This window comes from Microvirga sp. 2MCAF38 (assembly GCF_052115485.1).
GTDB lineage: Bacteria > Pseudomonadota > Alphaproteobacteria > Rhizobiales > Beijerinckiaceae > Microvirga.
Window position 1 is genome coordinate 36,180 of sequence record NZ_JBFRGU010000002.1, and the last position, 19,015, is coordinate 55,194.

At 60.5% G+C, this 19,015-nt stretch carries 18 protein-coding genes and 1 tRNA gene; 11 read left to right on the forward strand and 8 right to left on the reverse strand.

Annotation, left to right across the window (positions count from 1 at the left end):
• Positions 1 to 134 precede the first annotated feature (134 nt).
• From AB4072_RS04765 to AB4072_RS04775, 3 genes are all read right to left on the reverse strand, one after another.
• A complete protein-coding gene (locus tag AB4072_RS04765; protein ID WP_441965828.1) occupies positions 135 to 1,034 on the reverse strand; it encodes a glycoside hydrolase family 25 protein in 900 nt (299 codons plus the stop codon).
• Between the two features lie 211 nt (positions 1,035 to 1,245).
• Entirely contained in the window at positions 1,246 to 2,670 is a 1,425-nt protein-coding gene (mgtE, locus tag AB4072_RS04770) for a magnesium transporter (RefSeq protein ID WP_441965830.1), read from the reverse strand.
• A 201-nt stretch (positions 2,671 to 2,871) separates the two neighbouring features.
• A tRNA-Leu gene (locus AB4072_RS04775) sits at positions 2,872 to 2,956 on the reverse strand.
• A gap of 283 nt (positions 2,957 to 3,239) precedes the next feature.
• On the opposite strand from AB4072_RS04775, the gene lipB reads away from it, so the two are divergent.
• The 5 genes from lipB (at position 3,240) to AB4072_RS04800 (ending at position 8,879) form a co-directional block, all read left to right on the forward strand.
• Positions 3,240 to 3,980, forward strand: coding sequence for a lipoyl(octanoyl) transferase LipB (lipB, locus tag AB4072_RS04780; protein ID WP_441966534.1), 741 nt, complete (start codon positions 3,240 to 3,242; stop codon positions 3,978 to 3,980).
• 72 nt (positions 3,981 to 4,052) lie between these two features.
• On the forward strand, positions 4,053 to 4,376 hold the full coding sequence (locus tag AB4072_RS04785; RefSeq protein ID WP_441965832.1) for a hypothetical protein: 324 nt from the start codon (positions 4,053 to 4,055) through the stop codon (positions 4,374 to 4,376).
• Between the two features lie 59 nt (positions 4,377 to 4,435).
• Entirely contained in the window at positions 4,436 to 6,043 is a 1,608-nt protein-coding gene (locus AB4072_RS04790; RefSeq protein ID WP_441965834.1) for a carboxyl transferase domain-containing protein, read from the forward strand.
• Positions 6,044 to 6,346: 303 nt separating this feature from the next.
• Positions 6,347 to 8,077, forward strand: coding sequence for a dihydroxy-acid dehydratase (gene ilvD / locus AB4072_RS04795; RefSeq protein ID WP_441965836.1), 1,731 nt, complete (start codon positions 6,347 to 6,349; stop codon positions 8,075 to 8,077).
• A complete protein-coding gene (locus AB4072_RS04800) occupies positions 8,064 to 8,879 on the forward strand; it encodes a tetratricopeptide repeat protein (RefSeq protein WP_441965838.1) in 816 nt (271 codons plus the stop codon). The genes ilvD and AB4072_RS04800 overlap by 14 nt, the downstream gene beginning before the upstream one ends.
• Positions 8,880 to 8,919: 40 nt before the next feature.
• Here the strand turns inward: AB4072_RS04800 and xth are convergent, their stop codons facing one another.
• A complete protein-coding gene (gene xth, locus AB4072_RS04805; RefSeq protein ID WP_441965840.1) occupies positions 8,920 to 9,705 on the reverse strand; it encodes an exodeoxyribonuclease III in 786 nt (261 codons plus the stop codon).
• Positions 9,706 to 9,867: 162 nt separating this feature from the next.
• Here xth and AB4072_RS04810 point away from each other — a divergent pair, with 162 nt between their 5' ends.
• The gene (locus AB4072_RS04810) at positions 9,868 to 10,416 is read left to right on the forward strand and encodes a hypothetical protein (RefSeq protein ID WP_441965842.1); all 549 of its coding nucleotides are present in this window, start codon (positions 9,868 to 9,870) and stop codon (positions 10,414 to 10,416) included.
• Positions 10,417 to 10,448: 32 nt separating this feature from the next.
• On the opposite strand, the gene AB4072_RS04815 is transcribed toward AB4072_RS04810, so the two are convergent.
• Together AB4072_RS04815 and AB4072_RS04820 are read right to left on the reverse strand one after the other, a co-directional pair.
• Positions 10,449 to 11,552 carry an alkene reductase gene (locus AB4072_RS04815; RefSeq protein ID WP_441965844.1) on the reverse strand — a complete coding sequence of 368 codons (1,104 nt, stop codon included), beginning with the start codon at positions 11,550 to 11,552 and terminating at the stop codon, positions 10,449 to 10,451.
• A 364-nt stretch (positions 11,553 to 11,916) separates the two neighbouring features.
• Positions 11,917 to 12,873, reverse strand: a complete 957-nt coding sequence (locus tag AB4072_RS04820) for an aldo/keto reductase (protein ID WP_441965846.1) — start codon at positions 12,871 to 12,873, stop codon at positions 11,917 to 11,919.
• A gap of 180 nt (positions 12,874 to 13,053) precedes the next feature.
• Here AB4072_RS04820 and AB4072_RS04825 point away from each other — a divergent pair, with 180 nt between their 5' ends.
• The 3 genes from AB4072_RS04825 to AB4072_RS04835 are packed head-to-tail and all read left to right on the forward strand — an operon-like array spanning position 13,054 to position 15,023.
• Entirely contained in the window at positions 13,054 to 14,067 is a 1,014-nt protein-coding gene (locus AB4072_RS04825; RefSeq protein WP_441965847.1) for an LLM class flavin-dependent oxidoreductase, read from the forward strand.
• Between the two features lie 45 nt (positions 14,068 to 14,112).
• On the forward strand, positions 14,113 to 14,508 hold the full coding sequence (locus AB4072_RS04830) for a VOC family protein (protein WP_441965849.1): 396 nt from the start codon (positions 14,113 to 14,115) through the stop codon (positions 14,506 to 14,508).
• 14 nt (positions 14,509 to 14,522) lie between these two features.
• Positions 14,523 to 15,023: a peptide deformylase gene (locus AB4072_RS04835; protein WP_441965851.1), complete on the forward strand. Its 501-nt coding sequence runs from the start codon at positions 14,523 to 14,525 to the stop codon at positions 15,021 to 15,023.
• Between the two features lie 7 nt (positions 15,024 to 15,030).
• Here the strand turns inward: AB4072_RS04835 and mgrA are convergent, their stop codons facing one another.
• On the reverse strand, positions 15,031 to 16,059 hold the full coding sequence (gene mgrA, locus AB4072_RS04840; RefSeq protein WP_441965852.1) for an L-glyceraldehyde 3-phosphate reductase: 1,029 nt from the start codon (positions 16,057 to 16,059) through the stop codon (positions 15,031 to 15,033).
• A gap of 98 nt (positions 16,060 to 16,157) precedes the next feature.
• A complete protein-coding gene (locus AB4072_RS04845) occupies positions 16,158 to 16,853 on the reverse strand; it encodes a GntR family transcriptional regulator (protein ID WP_441965854.1) in 696 nt (231 codons plus the stop codon).
• A gap of 126 nt (positions 16,854 to 16,979) precedes the next feature.
• Here AB4072_RS04845 and AB4072_RS04850 point away from each other — a divergent pair, with 126 nt between their 5' ends.
• Both AB4072_RS04850 and AB4072_RS04855 read left to right on the forward strand, forming a co-directional pair.
• Entirely contained in the window at positions 16,980 to 17,909 is a 930-nt protein-coding gene (locus tag AB4072_RS04850; RefSeq protein WP_441965856.1) for a dihydrodipicolinate synthase family protein, read from the forward strand.
• A gap of 82 nt (positions 17,910 to 17,991) precedes the next feature.
• On the forward strand, positions 17,992 to 19,008 hold the full coding sequence (locus AB4072_RS04855; RefSeq protein WP_441965858.1) for a 4-hydroxyproline epimerase: 1,017 nt from the start codon (positions 17,992 to 17,994) through the stop codon (positions 19,006 to 19,008).
• Positions 19,009 to 19,015: the final 7 nt, after the last annotated feature.

Here is a 19,015-nt window from a genome sequence, read left to right on the forward strand (position 1 = left end):
CAGCAGTGCTGCCATTTTCAAGCTGTCGTCGGAAGAAAAGATGAGCTCAAGGACCTACTCACCGTCCGAGCAACAAAAAGGGGCTCCCTTCTTGCGAATAGGGAGCCCATCAGCGTTCAAGTGTTAGCGCCTGACTACTCGTCGACCGTCGCCGTCATCGTGCCTTTATCGATGGCGCGGCAGATGCCGAGGGGCTGGAGGCGTCGATGGTCGCGGGGGTCGCAGGCGCTGGCGATGAACATGTTCCACTGGTTGTCGGTACCGTAGAACGTGTTGCGGTCCACGTTGCCCGCGACGCCGGGCACGCGGCCTGTGGTCGTAAACTGCCAGAAGGTCCAGCGGCGGTCGGCGTAGCGCTCCTGAGGCTCGGCGGCGGTGCTGCGGATCCAATAGGGATAGTCGTTGAACTCGCCTTCCAGAATTTCCTTATGGAAAGTGATGTCGGTGTAGATGATCGGACGCTTGCCGGTATGAGCTTCCATCTCGCGCAGGAGCACGTTGATCATGGACAGCGCCTGCTCGCGCGGAACCTTCTTCGGGCAGTTCACCGACTCGCCGTTCCACTCCACGTCGAGAACCGGGGGGAGGGCTTCCGGATCTTGTGGGACGTTGCGCTTGAACCAGGCGGCCTGCTCATGGGCAGGGCGGCACCAATAGACGAAGTGATACGCGCCGCGCTGCACTCCGGCGCGCTTGGCGCCCCACCAGTTCTCCAGGAACTTGTCGTCCAGGTGGTCGCCGCCTTCCGTCGCCTTGATGAACGCGAATTTCGTGCCGGCACCACGCAAAGCGGCCCAGTCGACCGTACCCTGCCACTTGGAGATATCGACGCCGTGAATCGGTAGCGAATGGGCTGTCGCCACGCCCGCATGGGGCCGCGCATCGCCCTTCGTCGGATAACGGCTCGATGGGCTCACCGCGCAGGACGCCAACCCGATGGAAAGGGAAGCGACAGCGCCAAAGCGGACCCAGTTCAGAAAACGGGGAAGCTTTTGAGACTTCGAACGGCGGGTGGTGCGGCGGCGAGTTGTCATCGTCGGGACCGTGATACGCAACAAAACTATTGCATCACAAATGCCCTAATGTCGTTAACAGATTGTTGAGACCTTCGTCGAAGAGCGAAGATTCTGGTGGAACGAGCGCTTTAAAGTTTGATCGTTTCAAATTGAAACAGGATCAACTCTCGATTCTTTTGATGCGCATGATCCGGGAGAACAACCGGTTTCCACTTGTTCTGATCATGCTCTAAAGCCCGAACCAGAACGTCGCGATGCCGAGAAAAGCAAAGAAACCGACGATATCGGTGATGCTGGTGACAAACGGTCCTGAAGAAACGGCGGGATCGACACCGAACTTGTTGAGCGCCAGCGGCACCAGAATTCCGCCAAGGGCCGCGAAGAGGAGGACTGTCATCAGCGCCATGCCGATGACGAGGCCGAGTTGAGCCGTCTGGAACCAGGTGGCTGCAATCGTTCCCATGATGACGGCGAAGGCGAGACCATTGAGAATGCCGACCAAGGCTTCCCGCCGGATAATGCGCCAGGCATTGGCGCGACCGAGCTCACGGGTGGCGAGCGCGCGCACCGCGACCGTCATCGTCTGCGTGCCGGCATTGCCGCCCATGGAGGCGACGATGGGCATCAGGATCGCGAGCGCCACCATGTGTTGAAGGGAGTCTTCGAAGAGACGGATCACGTTCGCTGCGACCAGCGCAGTGCACATGTTGGCGAAGAGCCATGGGAAGCGGCTTCTCTGCGTATAGAGGACTGTGTCGGAGAGTTCTTCCTCCGAGTTCACGCCGCCGAGCGCCTTGATGTCGGCATCCGCTTCCTCTTCGAGAACATCGAGGATGTCGTCGACCATGATCGCGCCGACAAGGCGGTTCTCTTCATCCACAACGGCCGCGGAGACGAGGTTGTAGCGCTCGAAGAGACGCGCGACTTCCTCCTGATGTTCGGTCGCCTCCACGCGATCCGGCTCGTCATCCATGATCTCCTCAATGGTGACGGGCCGTTTGCTGCGGAGCAGACGATCGAGGGCGACCGCACCGAGAAGGTGGCCGGACGGATCGATGACGAAGATTTCGTAGAACGTCTCCGGCAGATCGGTCGTCTCGCGCATGAAGTCGATGGTCTGACCGATAGTCCAGAACGGCGGGACGGCGATGAACTCCGTCTGCATGCGCCGTCCGGCGCTCTCTTCCGGGTAGTCGAGGGTGCGCTGTAGCGCGACGCGCTCGATGGCTGGGAGCTTTTCGAGAACTTCGGCCTTATCCTCGTCGTCCAAGCTCTCGAGGATAACGACCGCGTCGTCGGAATCGAGGGCGCGCATGCCCTCGACGACAGTTTGTGTCTCAAGTTCTTCGAGGATTTCTTCTCGGACGGAATCGTCGACTTCGGTGAGCGCCGTAAAGTCGAAGGCGGAGCCTAGAAGTTCGATGACTCGAGGACGATCTTCCGGTTCCAGCGCTTCGAGCAGAGCGCCGAGGTCCGACTCGTGGAAATCCTCGACGAGCCTGCGCAGCCGCTCGGAATCGCCCACCTCGATGGCCCGGGTGACGTCGGCGACGAAGGCTGGATTAATTTCACCTTCTTCGTCCCTGAAGATCAGGGCCTCGGTCTCTTCACCCGTGGGCGTCGAGAGCAGCGTCTGATCTTCGACGTCCTGCATGGGCCAAATCCTTTAGGGGTGAGTCACGTTTCTTTTAGGCGCGCTCGATGACAGGGACAATGCGGTAAATGCGAGGCGGGCGAAGTGTTCGGCCCGGCAATCCTCGCGCAGGCGTCGATACCACTAGCGGCATGAATTTCAGATAACAAAAAAGGCCCCCGAAGGAGCCTTCTTGTAATGCCCGAAGGCATTGCGAACGTTTGGTGCGGCCAAGAGGACTCGAACCTCCACGGGTCTCCCCGCTACCACCTCAAGGTAGTGCGTCTACCAATTCCGCCATGGCCGCGGAACGTAAGCTCGTCAGGCGTTCCCCGACGAGGCGGAGGCTTTAGCAGATGGTTTGTGGCATCACAAGCCTTAGCGCCGAGGATATTGAAAAATGTTCCGCAATCTCGCTGCATTAAAATTTATTCCCATATAAAACAGAGGCTTATGCAGTCGCGTTCGGGCGCGTAATGCAATATGATGACCTTCGACATGAGGGTCGCTCGGCTGATAAATGCGTATTCCTCAACGAGACGGATTCGGTCTCTTCCTCATCCTCCAGCCAGATATGGTGAAGCCCGGTGATCGAGCGCGCTACATTGGAGAGCCACTTTTTTTCTCAAGAAGGCGATGCGTCGGTCGAGTGGATGGTGACGGACGGGCTCGTCGGCTACGAAGAGGCAGTGGCCTTCATGGAGGCGCGCGCTGCGGCCATCGCGGATGGAACTGCGCGGGAGCTGGTTTGGCTGGTGGAGCATCCGCCGCTCTATACCGCCGGAACCTCCGCCAATGCGGCAGATCTGATCCAACCGGATCGTTTTCCTGTCTACGAGACGGGCCGGGGAGGGCAGTACACCTATCACGGCCCCGGTCAGCGTGTGGCTTATATCATGCTCGACCTCAAACGCCGGACGCCAGATTTGCGCCGGTATGTGGCGGCCCTTGAAGCCTGGCTGATCGCGACGCTCGATTCCTTCAACATTCGCGGCGAGCGGCGCGAGGACCGGGTCGGCGTCTGGGTCCGCAGACCCGACAAAGGGGAGCGGGCCGAGGATAAGATCGCCGCCATCGGCATTCGCGTCCGTCGTTGGGTGACGTTTCACGGGATCAGCCTCAATGTGGAGCCGGACCTGGCCCACTTTTCGGGAATCGTGCCGTGCGGCGTCACGCAATATGGGGTCACGAGCCTTGTGGATCTCGGCATTCCCGTGACCATGCTCGAGGTCGATGCGATCATGCGCGGCCGTTTCGAGGAGATTTTCGGCGAGACGGTTCAGATTTACGGGGAGAAACAGGCGGGGCGCGCCTTGGCAGGGCACAACTGAGGGGCGAGGCTTCTCCCCAATTGAAGTTCGTGCTCTATGCTAACCTAGACAATGAACAATGCGGGTCTTGAAATGCAACGCGCTCTTCTCGCCTCCTTCATCGCTTTGTCCACCGCCGCTTGCGGTTCTTATCCGACGCCTCACCAACTGATCCATGTGGTCGATTCGCCAGCCGATGTTCGCGCCTGTACGCGCCTCGGCGACGTAAGCCCGGTCCTGTCGACGACGCCGGGCTTCGACGATGCCCTATGGGAAATGAAGGAGACCGTGATCGCGCTCGGCGGGACGCATCTTTACCTTGAGCCCATCTCCCAACGATGGTCCTTCGTACGGGGTGTTGCCTATGGGTGCCCCCAGGGGCCGCTGTCCGCAGGATTTGTCCGGGCAAAGGGCTGACCGGAGGGCGAAGGAGCGGAATCGCTACGCCCGATGAATAAGACGAGAGGAAACGCCGAGTGCCTGTGATTGCCACATCCGTCGATCTGAAATCGGAGGCGGCCGAGGCCAATCGTGCCTCGTGGACAACCTTGACGAACGACCTTCAGGCAAAGCGCGCGGAAGTCGCCGCAGGTGGCCCAGCAAAGGCGCGCGAGCGGCATCTGGCGCGGGGCAAGCTTTTGCCGCGCGAGCGCGTGATGCGTCTTCTCGATCCCGGCGCGCCGTTTCTGGAGCTGGGTTCGCTCGCCGCGCACGGGATGTATGAGGACGCGATTCACGGAGCCGGGCTGATCACCGGCATCGGGCGCGTCGAAGGTCGCGAGGTCATGGTCGTCTGTAACGATTCGACGATCAAAGGTGGCACCTATTATCCGATGACGGTGAAGAAGCACCTTCGTGCGCAAGAGATTGCCCGCGAGAACCGTCTGCCGTGCATCTACCTCGTCGATTCAGGCGGTGCGAACCTGCCGCATCAGACCGAGGTTTTTCCGGACAAAGAGCATTTCGGACGGATCTTCTACAACCAGGCGACTTTGTCTTCGCTCGGAATCCCACAGATCGCCTGCGTGATGGGCTCCTGCACAGCGGGCGGCGCTTATGTTCCGGCCATGTCGGACGAGACGGTCATTGTGCGCAAACAGGGCACCATTTTCCTCGGCGGCCCGCCGCTGGTGAAGGCGGCAACCGGCGAGGTCGTTACCGCAGAAGATCTTGGTGGCGCGGATGTTCATGCGCGCCAATCGGGCGTCGCGGATCATTATGCGACCGACGATTACCACGCGCTGTCCATCGTCCGCCGCATCGTCGGGACGCTGAACAGCCGCAAGCTCGTCGACATCGATCTCGCGGAGCCGGTCGAGCCGAAATATGCGATCGAGGATCTCGACGCGATCGTGCCTACGGATCTCAAGAAGCAATACGATATCCGCGAAGTGATCGCGCGTCTGGTCGACGGTTCCGAATTCGACGAATTCAAGCGTCTCTACGGCACAACTCTTGTGACCGGTTTCGCGCGGATCTGGGGGATGCCGGTCGGCATCATCGGCAATAACGGCATCCTGTTTTCCGAGAGCGCCTTGAAAGGCGCGCACTTCATCGAATTGTGCTGCCAACGACGCATCCCGCTGCTCTTCCTGCAGAACATTTCGGGCTTCATGGTCGGCCGCCAATACGAGGCGGGCGGCATTGCCAAGGACGGCGCGAAGCTCGTGACAGCGGTCGCCTGCGCTCAGGTGCCGAAGGTGACACTGCTCGTCGGCGGCTCCTTCGGGGCGGGCAATTATGGCATGTGCGGACGCGCCTATTCTCCGCGCTTCCTCTTCACCTGGCCGAACTCGCGCATCTCCGTCATGGGGGGCGAGCAGGCGGCGAGCGTTCTCGCCACCGTGCGGCGCGACAATATCGAGGCCGAGGGCAAGAACTGGAGCGCTGAGGAGGAGGAAGCCTTCAAGGCGCCGATCCGCCAGAATTACGAGGAGGAGGGCAGCCCGTACCACGCCACGGCCCGCCTCTGGGACGATGGCATCATCCTCCCCTCCGAGACGCGACGCGTTCTGGCGCTGGCCTTCTCGGCGGCACTCAACGCGCCCGTGCCCGAGACGAAGTTCGGCGTGTTCCGGATGTGAGGGCTAACGGGTCTGGCGGGCTCCAGAAATGTTGCTGGCCCGCAACACCGTGAAAGCTTCCTTACTTTGGCGATTTCGCTCCCAAGGTCTGCCGCGATCCCGCCATAAACCGGGAGCACCTCATAACGAACCTTAAAGTGCTTCTCACCCAACGCTTTGCGGCGATTCCGGCGAGCGGTGCAGGCCTTTGTGCCTGTTTTAACTGTGTTGGCGGGTCATTGCGTTGGGGGCTTGGCGCTGGCAGATCTCGATGGTTCCGTAACCTTTGCGTTTTAACGAAGGTTGGAGGGGAAAATCACGTCCATGGACGCGCGCCGGATCGACAAGTCGAGACTGCCTAGCCGTCATGTGACGGAAGGGCCGGCGCGCGCGCCGCATCGCTCCTACCTTTATGCCATGGGGCTGACCACGCAGCAGATCGCACAGCCGCTCGTGGGCGTCGCCACCTGCTGGAACGAAGCCGCGCCCTGCAACATCTCTCTGATGCGCCAGGCCCAGGCCGTGAAGAAGGGTGTTGCGGCCGCTCACGGGACACCGCGCGAGTTCTGTACGATTACGGTCACAGACGGCATTGCCATGGGTCACCAGGGCATGAAGTCCTCGCTCCCGTCCCGCGAGGTCATCGCGGATTCGGTCGAGCTGACCATGCGCGGCCACTCCTACGATGCCCTCGTCGGCATGGCCGGCTGCGATAAATCTCTGCCCGGCATGATGATGGCGATGGTGCGCCTCAACGTGCCGTCGATTTTCATCTATGGCGGCTCGATCCTGCCCGGTTCTTTCCGCGGGCAGCAGGTCACGGTGCAGGACCTCTTCGAGGCGGTCGGCAAGCATTCCGTCGGCCAGATGTCGGACGAGGATCTTTCCGAACTGGAGCAGGTCGCATGCCCCTCGGCGGGTGCTTGTGGCGCGCAGTTCACCGCCAACACCATGGCCACCGTGTCAGAGGCCATCGGTCTCGCGCTGCCCTATTCGGCAGGCGCGCCTGCGCCGTACGAAATCCGCGATCACTTCTGCCATCTCGCGGGCGAGATGGTGATGGAGCTCATCGCCAGGAACATCCGCCCGCGCGATATCGTAACCCGTAAAGCGCTGGAGAATGCCGCGACGGTAGTTGCGGCCTCCGGCGGTTCGACCAATGCGGCGCTGCACCTGCCGGCCATCGCCCATGAATGCGGTATCAAGTTCGATCTGTTCGACGTCGCCGAAATTTTTCGGCGTACGCCTTACATCGCCGATCTGAAACCGGGTGGGCGCTATGTCGCCAAGGACATGTTCGAGGTCGGCGGCATTCCGCTGCTTATGAAGACTTTGCTCGATCACGGCTTCATGCACGGCGATTGCCTTACCGTGACCGGCCGCACCATCGCCGATAACCTCGCTTCGGTGAAATGGAACGACCACCAGGACGTGGTACGCCCCGCCGACAACCCGATCACGCCGACCGGCGGCGTCGTGGGGTTGAAGGGCAATCTCGCCCCCGAAGGCGCGATTGTGAAAGTCGCCGGCATGCCTGTCGATAAGCAGGTGTTCCGTGGCCCGGCCCGTGTGTTCGACGGTGAGGAAGCTTGTTTCGAAGCCGTGGCCGCGCGCCGATATAAAGAGGGCGAGGTTCTGGTGATCCGCTACGAGGGGCCGCGCGGCGGACCCGGGATGCGCGAGATGCTGGCGACGACCGCTGCGCTTTATGGCCAGGGCATGGGCGACAAGGTAGCCCTGATCACGGACGGACGCTTTTCCGGTGCGACGCGCGGCTTCTGCATCGGCCATGTGGGGCCGGAAGCCGCTTTGGGCGGACCAATCGGATTGTTGAAGGATGGCGACATCATCGTGCTCGATGCCATCGAGGGCTCGATCGATGTGGAGTTGTCGGACGAAGAACTGGCGCGACGCCGTGCCGAATGGAAGCCGCGAGAGACGAACGCGACCTCAGGCTACCTCTGGAAATATGCGCAAACCGTTGGTGCCGCGCGTGATGGGGCCGTGACCCATCCGGGCGGATCGGCAGAAAAAGAAACCTATGCGGACGTCTAGCCTTATTGCATTCGCCCTTGGCGGGTCTCTCTTCGGCGCAGGCGCGGCCTTCGCGCTCGATGCGGCCCCACGTCCGCAACCGCTCGCGCCCGCGACGAAGTACAGTTCTGCAGGTCAGGCCGTTCGCGACGGCGTTCGCGACTATTATGCCGGCGACAAGCGCGGTGCGGCCCAAGCGTTGGAATACGCGGCAGGGCAGGGGCACACCTTGGCGCTCTGGAAACTCGGGCGCATGTATGCGGACGGCGACGGCGTTCAGCACGACGATCTGAAGGCCTTCGAATATTTCTCCAAGCTCGCCGACCAGAACGCGGACGAGAGCCCGGATTCGCCGAATGCTTCCGTAGTCGCCAGCGCGTTCGTCGCCATCGGCACATACTTCCTCGATGGCATCAAGGACAGCTATGTCGCGTCCAATCCGGGGCGCGCGGTCGAGATGTTCCACTACGCTGCATCGTATTTCAGCGACCCGAACGCGCAGTACAATCTCGCTCGCCTTTATATGGAAGGTACTGGCGTCGGGAAGGATGAGCGCTTGGCGGCGCGCTGGTTCAACCTCGCCGCGGAGAAGGGCCACCACGCCTCGCAGGCTCTTCTCGGCCACCTTCTCATCAACGGGCAGGGCGTTCCGCGCCAGAGGGCGCGCGGTCTGATGTGGCTGACGTTGGCGCGTGAATCTTCAGATCCGGTTAAGGAAGCCTGGATCTCGGAGCTTTACGAGAAGGCCTTCGAGGCGGCGGGTGAGAATGACCGCAAGTTCGCACTGACGCTTCTCGAACAGCACATGCAGAGCCGTCGCTGAGGGCCCCGTGCGCGGCTCGTATTTGAAGGGCCGTCGGGTCTCAATCCAGATCGAGATCGATCATCACGGGCACATGGTCCGACGGCTTCTCCCAGCTGCGTGTTTCCTTGCGGATCACGGCGTTTCGCAAACGGTCGGTAGCCTGGCCTGAAAGCAACAAATGGTCGATGCGGATGCCGTTGTTCCGCTGGAACGCACCGGCTTGATAATCCCAGAAAGTATAGAGGCCCGGCTGATCGTTGCAGGCGCGCAAGGCGTCCGTGAAACCGAGATTGAGCAGCGTGCGGAACTTCGCGCGGCTCTCCAGCTGGAAGAGAGCGTCGTTGACCCAGGCGGCCGGATCGGCAGCATCTTTAGCCTCCGGGATCACGTTGTAATCGCCACATAGAACGAGTGGTTCTTCCAGCGGAAGCAGATTGTTGGCGTGGCGGATCAGGCGATCCATCCACGCGAGCTTGTAGTCGAATTTCGGTGTGCCGATGGGATTGCCATTCGGCAGGTAGATCGAGGCGACGCGCACCACACCCGATCCTGTCGAAATCACCCCTTCCAGATAGCGTGCCTGCTCATCGGCCTCGTCTCCGGGCAGACCCCGGCGCACATCTTCCAGCGGGCGCTTGGAGAGGATTGCGACGCCGTTATAGGCCTTCTGGCCGAGTGTCGTGACGTGGTAGCCGAGCGCTTCTATCTCGGAACGTGGAAAAGCCTCGTCCACGCATTTCAGCTCCTGGAGGCACAGGACATCCAAGTCAGTGCTTTTGACCAATTGGGCCAGATGCTCAAGGCGCTGCTTGATCGAATTGACGTTCCATGTGGCGATCCGCATCGCGCGACTCCGGCTTGGTGACTGTCCCGTTCATCGGATGTCTGTCGGCGACTGGCAAGAGGCCTTGGGTCGGGTATTATCATCACTCGACGCCGAACGAATAGTCGCGATACGAACCTCCGGCATCGACTGACAATTTCTCAGTAGAGAAAGATTTGCCGGATGAAGACTATCGAGATCCATGGCTACGCCATCGTGTCGGACGACGATCGCATCGCGGATGCGTCCGGCGCGACGCCCGACTCCCTTCGCAACGATGCTGACTGGGCGTATTTTCAGGCTGAACTCGACCGTTCGGCCCTGACGGTGCTGGGGCGGCTCGGTCACGAGGCGAATCGCAATCCGAAGAGGCGATTGCGGATGGTGCTGTCCTCATCCGCATTGGGTCTTGAGCGCCGTGAGGACGCGTGGTGGTGGAATCCAGCCATGATGTCGTGGGCGGATGCTATCGATGCCGTGTTGCCCGAAGGCGGGCGCATCGCTGTTCCCGGTGGGCGACGGGTCTTCGACCTCTTCCTCGACATCGGATACGACGCGTTTCACCTCACGCGCGCGGAAGGCGTACGCATTCCGCGAGGCGTGGCGTTGTTCTCAGCCTGCGAAAGGGGCGAGGCGGCCGAGGAAGTTCTGGCGAAGCGCGGCCTGAACTCCGGTCCGCGACAAGTCATAGACGAGAGCGGGCCGGTGAGCTTGAGGGTCTGGCGTCGTTAGAGCATGATCAGGTTCTAACGTGTCGGGCGGTCTCAGGCCGTCGCGTTCACGTTCTCAAGGAACGGATAATCCGTGTAGCCTTCCGCGCCTCCGCCATAGAACGTGGCCCGATTCGGCTCGTTCAACGGTGCATTCCGCCGGAAGCGCTCGGCAAGATCGGGATTCGAAAGGTAGAGGCGTCCGAACGCCACAAGATCCGCGTGCCCGTTGGCGACGGCTTCGACCGCCATATCGCGATTGTAGCCGTTATTGGCGATATACGTGCCACCGAACGCCTCGCGCAGGGCTACATAATCGACATCCACGGCATCACGTGCGCCGCCTGTCGCGCCCTCGATCACGTGAATGAATCCGATCCCGAGCGCATCGAGCCTTTTGACCACATGGCTGAACAGAGCTTGCGGATTGGAGTCAGCTGCATCATTCACTCCGGCGGGCGCGAGGCGAATGCCGACGCGGTTCTTGTCCCAGACTTTCAACGCTGCTTCCAGAGCCTCTACCGTCAAACGGGCCCGGTTTTCGATGGAGCCACCATAAGCGTCCGTGCGCTTGTTCGAGCCATCCTTCATGAACTGGTCGAGCAGGTAGCCATTGGCGCCGTGAAGTTCGATACCGTCGAAGCCGGCCTCCTTAGCGTTGCGCGCAGCATTCTCGTAGTCGCGCAGAATCTGCTTGATCTCACTCAGTTCGAGCGCGCGTGGGGCGGAGACATCCGCAAACCCGTTTTCCAGAAACGTCTTGGTCTTGGCGGAAATGGCCGATGGACCGACTGGAGACGCACCGTTCTCTTGGAGAGACACGTGGGAAACGCGGCCCACATGCCAAAGTTGAGCGAAAATACGCCCACCGGCCTTATGCACGGCGTCTGTCACCTCACGCCAGCCCGTCACCTGCTCGGGAGAGTAAATTCCGGGTGTGTTAATATAGCCTTGGCCTTGGCGTGAGATCTGCGTTCCTTCTGAAATCAGAAGACCGGCACTCGCGCGCTGCGCGTAATATTCGGCATGCAACGCATAAGGTGCAAGGGGACCCGGCTTGGCGCGATTGCGGGTCAGCGGAGCCATAACGAGCCTGTTGGGGAGGGTCAGATCGCCAAGCTGGTAAGGCTGAAAGAGAACATCGGCATTCGCGGTCATGGGGTTACCTGGATTATGTTGAGACACGAGGGTAACCGGAAATGAGGGTTGTTCTATCCGCGCAAAGGAATGGCAGCCATGTGAATTTATCGCCACGCTCGAACCGTCTGAAGCACAAGGTGTTGTTCCCCCCGGGTGAAAAGCCCAAACCTTTGAAGGGAAAGACGATGCCTCATCAGAAAGACGACCCGCGGGCTCCGAAGAAACCCGATCAACGCGAGCAAGACATGCCGCAACGCCAAGGCGAGCAGCGCCAGGGTGAACAGCGCCAACCTGGAAAACCCATGCAAGATCCCAAAAAAGGCTAGCAATTCAAAGAACTAGTTTGTCTGACAGCGGGGCCTTTGTGAGGCCCCGCCGTGCTTTAGAGGGTTGACACCCGGTTGAGCTTCTCGATGTCGTCAGCTTTCAAACTCAGCCGCGTCGCCGCGATGAGATCATCGAGTTGGGTGAGGCTCGTTGCACTTGCAATCGGAGCCGTGATGCCCGGCCGCGCGATCAGCCATGCTAGGGCGACCTGCGCGGGATTTGCTTTGTATTCGGCAGCAATTTCATCCAGCGCGGCCAGAATGCGCAGGCCACGCGGGTCGAGATACTTCGCCATCCTGTCGCCACGGGCGGCGCTTTTGCCGAAATCCTTTTCCGAGCGATATTTCCCCGTCAGGAAGCCGCTGGCGAGACCGTAATAGGAAATGACGCCGACGTTGTTTTCAAGGCAGAGCGGCCCGGGACCAGCCTCGAATTCGGCACGATCGTAGAGATTGTAGAGCGGCTGCAGGCTCTCATAGCGCGGCAATCCGGCTTTGGCGCTGATGTCGAGTGCTTCCTTCAGGCGAGCGGCCGTGAAGTTCGATGCGCCGATGGCGCGCACTTTGCCTTCCCTGATCAGTTCCGCATAGGCGTTCAGTGTCTCTTCCTGCGGCGTCTCCACATCGTCCCGGTGCGATTGATAAAGGTCGATGTAATCTGTCTGAAGGCGCTTGAGAGAATCGTCGACGGCGGCCCGGATATAGGCCTTCGACAGGCCCTTCTTGTCCGGCCTCATTTCCGAGCCGACCTTGGTCGCGACGATCACCTTGTCCCGGTTGCCGCGTGCTTTCATCCATCTGCCGATGATGGTCTCCGACTCGCCGCCTTTGTTACCGGGAACCCAAGTCGAATAAACGTCGGCGGTATCGATGAAATTCAGATCAGCGTCCAAGAAGGCATCAAGCAGTTTGAACGAAGTCGTTTCATCCACACTCCAGCCGAAGACGTTGGTGCCGAGGCAAAGCGTTGAAACGGAAAGGCTCGAACGGCCGAGTTGACGACGCGTGGACATGGCGATCTCCCTGAGAGCATGATCGGAACAATGGCGACGGTTGTTCGTCCGGATCATGCGAAGTTTAGAGTCAGAGCCGATCTGTAGCAGATCTGGCATTCCTCAAGTGAGGTGTGATTTCTGCAACGCACACCCTATCTTCGCGAATACGCCCTTCCGAGCTCTTCGTGAGACCCTCCCATGCTGCCGATATCCGTTCTCGATCTTTCCTTCGTCACATCCGGCTCGACGCCATCGGCCGCATTGGCGAATACGCTCGACTTGTCGCGCCACGCGGATGCACTCGGCTACACGCGCTATTGGGTCGCCGAACACCATAACTTGCCGTCCATCGCCAGCAGTTCGCCCGAGATCATGATTGGGCAGATTGCTGCGGTGACGAAACATATTCGTGTCGGCTCCGGTGGGGTCATGTTGCCCAACCATGCTCCATTGATGGTAGCCGAGCGGTTCAAGACTCTTGAAGCGCTTTTTCCCGACCGTATCGATCTTGGCCTCGGGCGCGCTCCAGGCACCGATCCCGTGACGACCTACGCATTGCGTCAACGGCAGGAGGAGCCGGGCCGCGACGACTTTATGGAGCGTTTGCAGGAATTGATCCTGTGGGAGACGCGTGAATTTCCCGAGACGCATCCATTCAGCCGTGTGGAAATCATGCCCTCCGGCGTTTCGCTGCCGCCGATCTGGCTTTTGGGATCGAGTGATTACAGCGCGCACCTCTCCGCGCGGCTCGGCATGGGTTTCGCTTTCGCACACCATTTCGCGAACCACGATGCAACCGATGCCATGCTGAGCTATCGCAACGAATTCAGGCCCTCGCGCTGGCGTGACAAGCCTCATGCGATTCTCGGTGTCGCGGCGATCTGCGCCGAGACGGAAGAGGAGGCTGAACGCCTCGCGTCGGGGGCCGATCTGAATTTCCTGCGCCGGATGCGTGGAGAATTCGGGCCGCTGCCGAGCCCGGAAGAAGCGCTCGCCTATCCCTATACCCCCGCCGACCGAGAGATGATCCGCCGCAATCGCACGCGGCTTTTCGTCGGCTCCCCGGACATGGTGCGCACGCGGTTGCAGGAGCTCGCGGAAGTCACGAAGGCCGATGAACTCATGATCACCTCGGCTATCCACGATCACGAGGCGCGCAAGCGCTCTTATGGATTGCTGGCTAAGGCCTTCGGCATTTCCGCTCTATTCTAGTACTCGCGTCTCATGGAGCATATTCACTCAGCAAGGTGACGAGCCATGGCCAAAGCGATCCATTCCAAGATCCGCGTGTTGAACGAAGCGAGGTCCGTCGAATTCTATGACAAGGCATTCGGGCTGAAAATTGCCGATCGCTTTGTTTTTGACGGTTTCACGCTGGTTTATTTGCGAAACGTGGAAACTGATTTCGAACTGGAGCTGACCATCAATCATGGTCGCAAAGAACCCTATCTTCTTGGTGATGGCCATGGGCATGTCGCTTTTGCGGTCGGTGATCCAGATGCAGAGCAACGGCGGTTCGAAATGCTCGGTTTTTCGCCGACGCCGGTGAAGGATTTCATGTATGACGGGCAACCGCTCGCGCGGTACTTCTTCGTACATGATCCTGACGGCTACAGGATCGAGGTTATGAAGAGCCAAGGCCGTTACAAATAATTTGGAGAGTATCCATGGCGCTGCGCCAGATCGTCCGTTATCCCGATCCACGCTTGCGTCAGAAGGCAGAATCTGTCGGTGACATCAGTGACGAAATCCGCGTACTGGCGCGCGATCTCGAAGAGACGATGGCGGCTGCACCCGGCATCGGCATTACCGCCCCGCATGTGGGAATCCTGAAGCGTCTCGTGGCGATCAAGCTCGAGCCCGGTGGCCCCTTGCAGGTCTATGTCGACCCGGTGATCGTCTGGATTTCGCCGGAGGTGGCGCGTCATACGGAGGGCAGCGTTTCCATGCCCGGCGTGACGGAGGAGATCGAGCGCTCCGCGCGTGTGCGAGTGCGCTATCGCGGGCTCGATGGCGTGGAGCGGGAAGAGGAGGCGGATGGCCTCCTCGCCGTATGTCTCCTGCACGAAATCGACCAACTCGATGGCGTCTTCTGGATCGACCGCCTCTCGCGCTTGAAACGCGAGCGCGTGATCAAGCGTTTCGAGAAGCTGCAGCGCTCCCGGTGAGGTCGGCTCAGCGCTGTTGTGCCGACTTACGCCAGAGATCGATTCCACCATCGGTGGCGTAGTGCTCGATCTCGGCCAGTTCCTCTGGGGTGAAGTCGAGGCGATCGAGCGCTGCGAGCGAGTCGTCGAGCTGTTCGACGGTTCGCGCGCCGATCAGTGCCGATGTCACCTTCGGATCGCGCAAGACCCAGGCAATCGCCATCTGAGCCAGAGATTGTCCACGCCGCACTGCGATGTGGTGCAGAGCCCTGATCCGCTCGATATTCTCAGGGGTCAGGAACCGCTCGGAAAGCGAGCCGCCCTTCGAGGCGCGTGAGCCTTCGGGAACGCCTTCGATGTATTTCATCGTCAACATGCCTTGCGCCAGAGGCGAGAAGGCGATGCAGCCCAGGCCCAGCTCTTCGAGCGTGTCGAGCAACCCGTCTTCGATCCAGCGATTGAGCATGGAATAGGACGGCTGGTGGATAAGGCAGGGCGTGCCGAGATCCTTCAGGATCTGCGTTGCCCTGCGGGTCATTTCGGGCGAGTAGGATGAGATGCCGACATAGAGCGCCTTGCCCTGCCGCACGGCTGTATCGAGCGCACCCATGGTCTCTTCCAGCGGGGTCTCCGGATCGACCCGGTGCGAGTAGAAGATATCCACATAATCGAGCCCCATCCGCTTGAGACTCTGGTCGAGGCTGGCGAGGAGCGACTTGCGCGAGCCCCATTCGCCGTAAGGCCCCGGCCACATGCGGTAGCCGGCCTTGGTCGAAATGATCATCTCATCGCGATAGGGCTTGAAATCGGCTGTCAGAACGCGCCCGAAATTCTCTTCGGCGGAGCCTGGAATCGGGCCGTAATTGTTTGCGAGATCGAAATGAGTGACGCCCCGGTCGAAGGCGTGACGCAGAATGGCGCGGCCTGTCTCGAACACATCGACGCTACCGAAATTCTGCCAGAGCCCTAGGGAGATCGCCGGCAGCGTGAGTCCGCTGCGTCCCGAGCGGCGATAGGTCATGCGCGTGTAACGGTCGCCATCCGCAACGTAGGACATTTCGTGCGTCTCCAGATCTGATCCCTATCACCTAGGCCGGAGATGCCCCTACGGGCAAGCCCTTCAGAATTGGCGGTGTGCTCACCCAAATTTAGCGGTCAGGCCTTCTGCCGCTTCTGGAGAAAGTCGCGTAGCGATTTGCCGACATGCTCCACATGGGCTTTCAGAAGAGTGCAGGCCGCGCCGATCTTGCCATCGGCACAAAGCCGCACAAGCTCCGCATGCTCCTCTTCTGCGCGCTCCATTCCGCCGGTCAACGAGAGTTGAATCCGCGTGTGCCGGTCGCATTCCTGTAGCAAATTGGCGACGATAGCGAGCGAGCGAGGTTGGGCGGCGTGGCGATAGAGCAGCATGTGGAACTCGGTGTTGAGTTCTCCCCAGCGGCCCACATGCTCGGCGCGTAATTCCGCACTGTATTCCTCCAGGATGCCGTTGAGCCTCGCATAGTCGTCCTTCGTCAGGCGGGGGGCGGATTCCTTCAGAAGGCGCGGTTCGAGCAAGGCGCGAAGCTCGAAAAGCTCCTCAATCTCGGCGGTCGAGAGCTCCGAGACGATGGCGCCCTTGTGCGGCTCGATTTTGACCAACCCCTCGGCTTCGAGTTGCATCAGGGCCTCGCGGACCGGGATGCGGCTGACGCCGAATTCCTCGGCCAGGGCGTCCTGGCGCAACTGGAAGCCTGCCGCGAACTCGCCGCTGAGAATCTGCTGCCGCAACGCTTCGGCCACCGCAGCCGAGATGGTGCGGTGCTTTATCGTCTTGGTCGCGGGGCGGGCAGGGACAGTCTTGAGTTCCATGGTTCGCTAAGACATCAGAGTGGCGAATGCTCTCCATAGCACGATCAGGTGCAGCATGGATTGACATCGTAGATTTTATACAATCTACATTAACGCATGGCAATCGATGCGAAGGAGCATGGCCCAATGGCACCGGCAATCGGATGGGAAGGGGTCTTCCCGGCGGTCACGACGCAGTTCAAACCCAATTTCGACCTGGATATCGACGCCACTCGCGGCGTCCTCGAGGGTCTGATCCGGGACGGCGTTTCCGGTCTCGTGATCTGCGGGACGGTGGGCGAGAACTGCTCGTTGTCACGCTCCGAGAAGATCTCGGTCATGGAGGCGGCGAAGGATGTGGCACGCGGCCGGGTTCCGGTCGTCGCAGGTGTTGCGGAATTCACCACCGCATTTGCGTCCGAGGTCGCCAAGGATGCGGCGCGGGTCGGGATCGACGGCATCATGGTCATGCCGGCTCTGGTCTATTCATCGAAGCCGCACGAGACCGCTGCTCATTTCCGTGGTGTCGCGAAAGCCACCGACCTCCCGATCATGGTCTACAACAACCCTCCGATCTACAAGAACGACGTGACGCCTGAAATTCTCGCATCGCTCGCGGATTGCGACACCGTCGTCTGCTTCAAGGATTCCTCCGGCGACACCCGCCGCTTCACCGATGTGAAGAACATGGTGGGCGACCGTTTCGTGCTGTTCGCCGGTCTCGACGATGTAGTGGTGGAGAGCGTGATGCTCGGCGCCGCTGGGTGGATTTCCGGTATGTCCAACGCCTTCCCGCGCGAAGGTGAGACCCTGTTCCGTCTTGCAAAGGCAGGCCGCTTCGCCGAAGCACGCAAGCTCTATGAATGGTTCATGCCGTTGTTGCATCTCGATGCCCGCCCGGATCTCGTGCAATGCATCAAGCTCTGCGAGAAGATCATGGGGCGCGGCTCCGATCTCACTCGCCCGCCGCGTCTGGCGCTTGAGGCGCACGAGCGTGCCTATGTGGAGAAGATCATGGCGGAGGCGCTGAAGAATCGGCCGGTTCTCCCTGATGTGGGCCTGAAGAGCGCGGCCTGACTTTCTGTAAGGCGGCGCTTGCGTGAAGCGCCGCTTCCTTTCTTCTGCACTTCATCGAAAATCGAAAGCACCGGGCGAAGACATGGCGCGCCATACGTTTTTTTGCATCGACGGCCACACCTGCGGCAATCCCGTGCGGGTCGTCGGCGGCGGGAGCATTCCGCAGCTCAAGGGCGAGACGATGTTCGAGCGCCGCCAGCACTTTCTGGCGGAATACGATTGGATCCGCACGGGCCTGATGTTCGAGCCGCGCGGGCACGACATGATGTCCGGCTCCATTCTCTACCCGCCGACCCGCCCCGACTGTGACGTGGGCATTCTCTTCATCGAGACCTCCGGCTGTCTTCCCATGTGCGGGCACGGCACCATCGGCACGGTGACAATCGCGCTTGAAAACGGCCTGATCCATCCCAAAACACCCGGTCTTCTGAGACTCGATACGCCCGCCGGTGTCATCGAGGCGCGTTACGAGCAGAATGGGCCTTTCATCGAGAAGGTGCGCATCACCAACATTCCGTCATTCCTCTATGGCACCGATTACGAAGTGGATGTGGAAGGGCTCGGCACTTTGAAGGTGGATGTCGCCTATGGCGGCAATTTCTATGCCATCGTCGAGCCGCAAGCGCTTTATTCGGATCTCGCCGACGTCAATCCGTCCGACATTCTACGCTGGAGCCCGAAGCTGCGTGAGGCGTTCAACAAGCGCCATAAAATCGCGCATCCGGGGAACCCGGAGATCAACAAGCTCACACACGCCTTGTGGACCGGCAGGCCGCGGACCGAAGGCGGCACGGCGCGCAACGCGGTGTTCTATGGCGACAAGGCCATCGACCGTTCGCCTTGCGGCACCGGTACGTCGGCCCGCATGGCGCAGCTTGCGGCCAAGAGCAAGCTCAAGGAGGGCGACGAGTTCGTCCATGAGAGCATCATCGGCTCGAAATTTATCGGGCGCATCGAGGGGCGCGCCAAGGTCGGCGACCGCGATGCGATCATTCCGTCCATCGAAGGCTGGGCGCGAGTGACGGGCTTCAACACCATCTTCATCGACGACCGCGACCCCTTCGCGCTCGGCTTCCAGGTGGTCGACAAGGCCTCCTGAGGCCGTA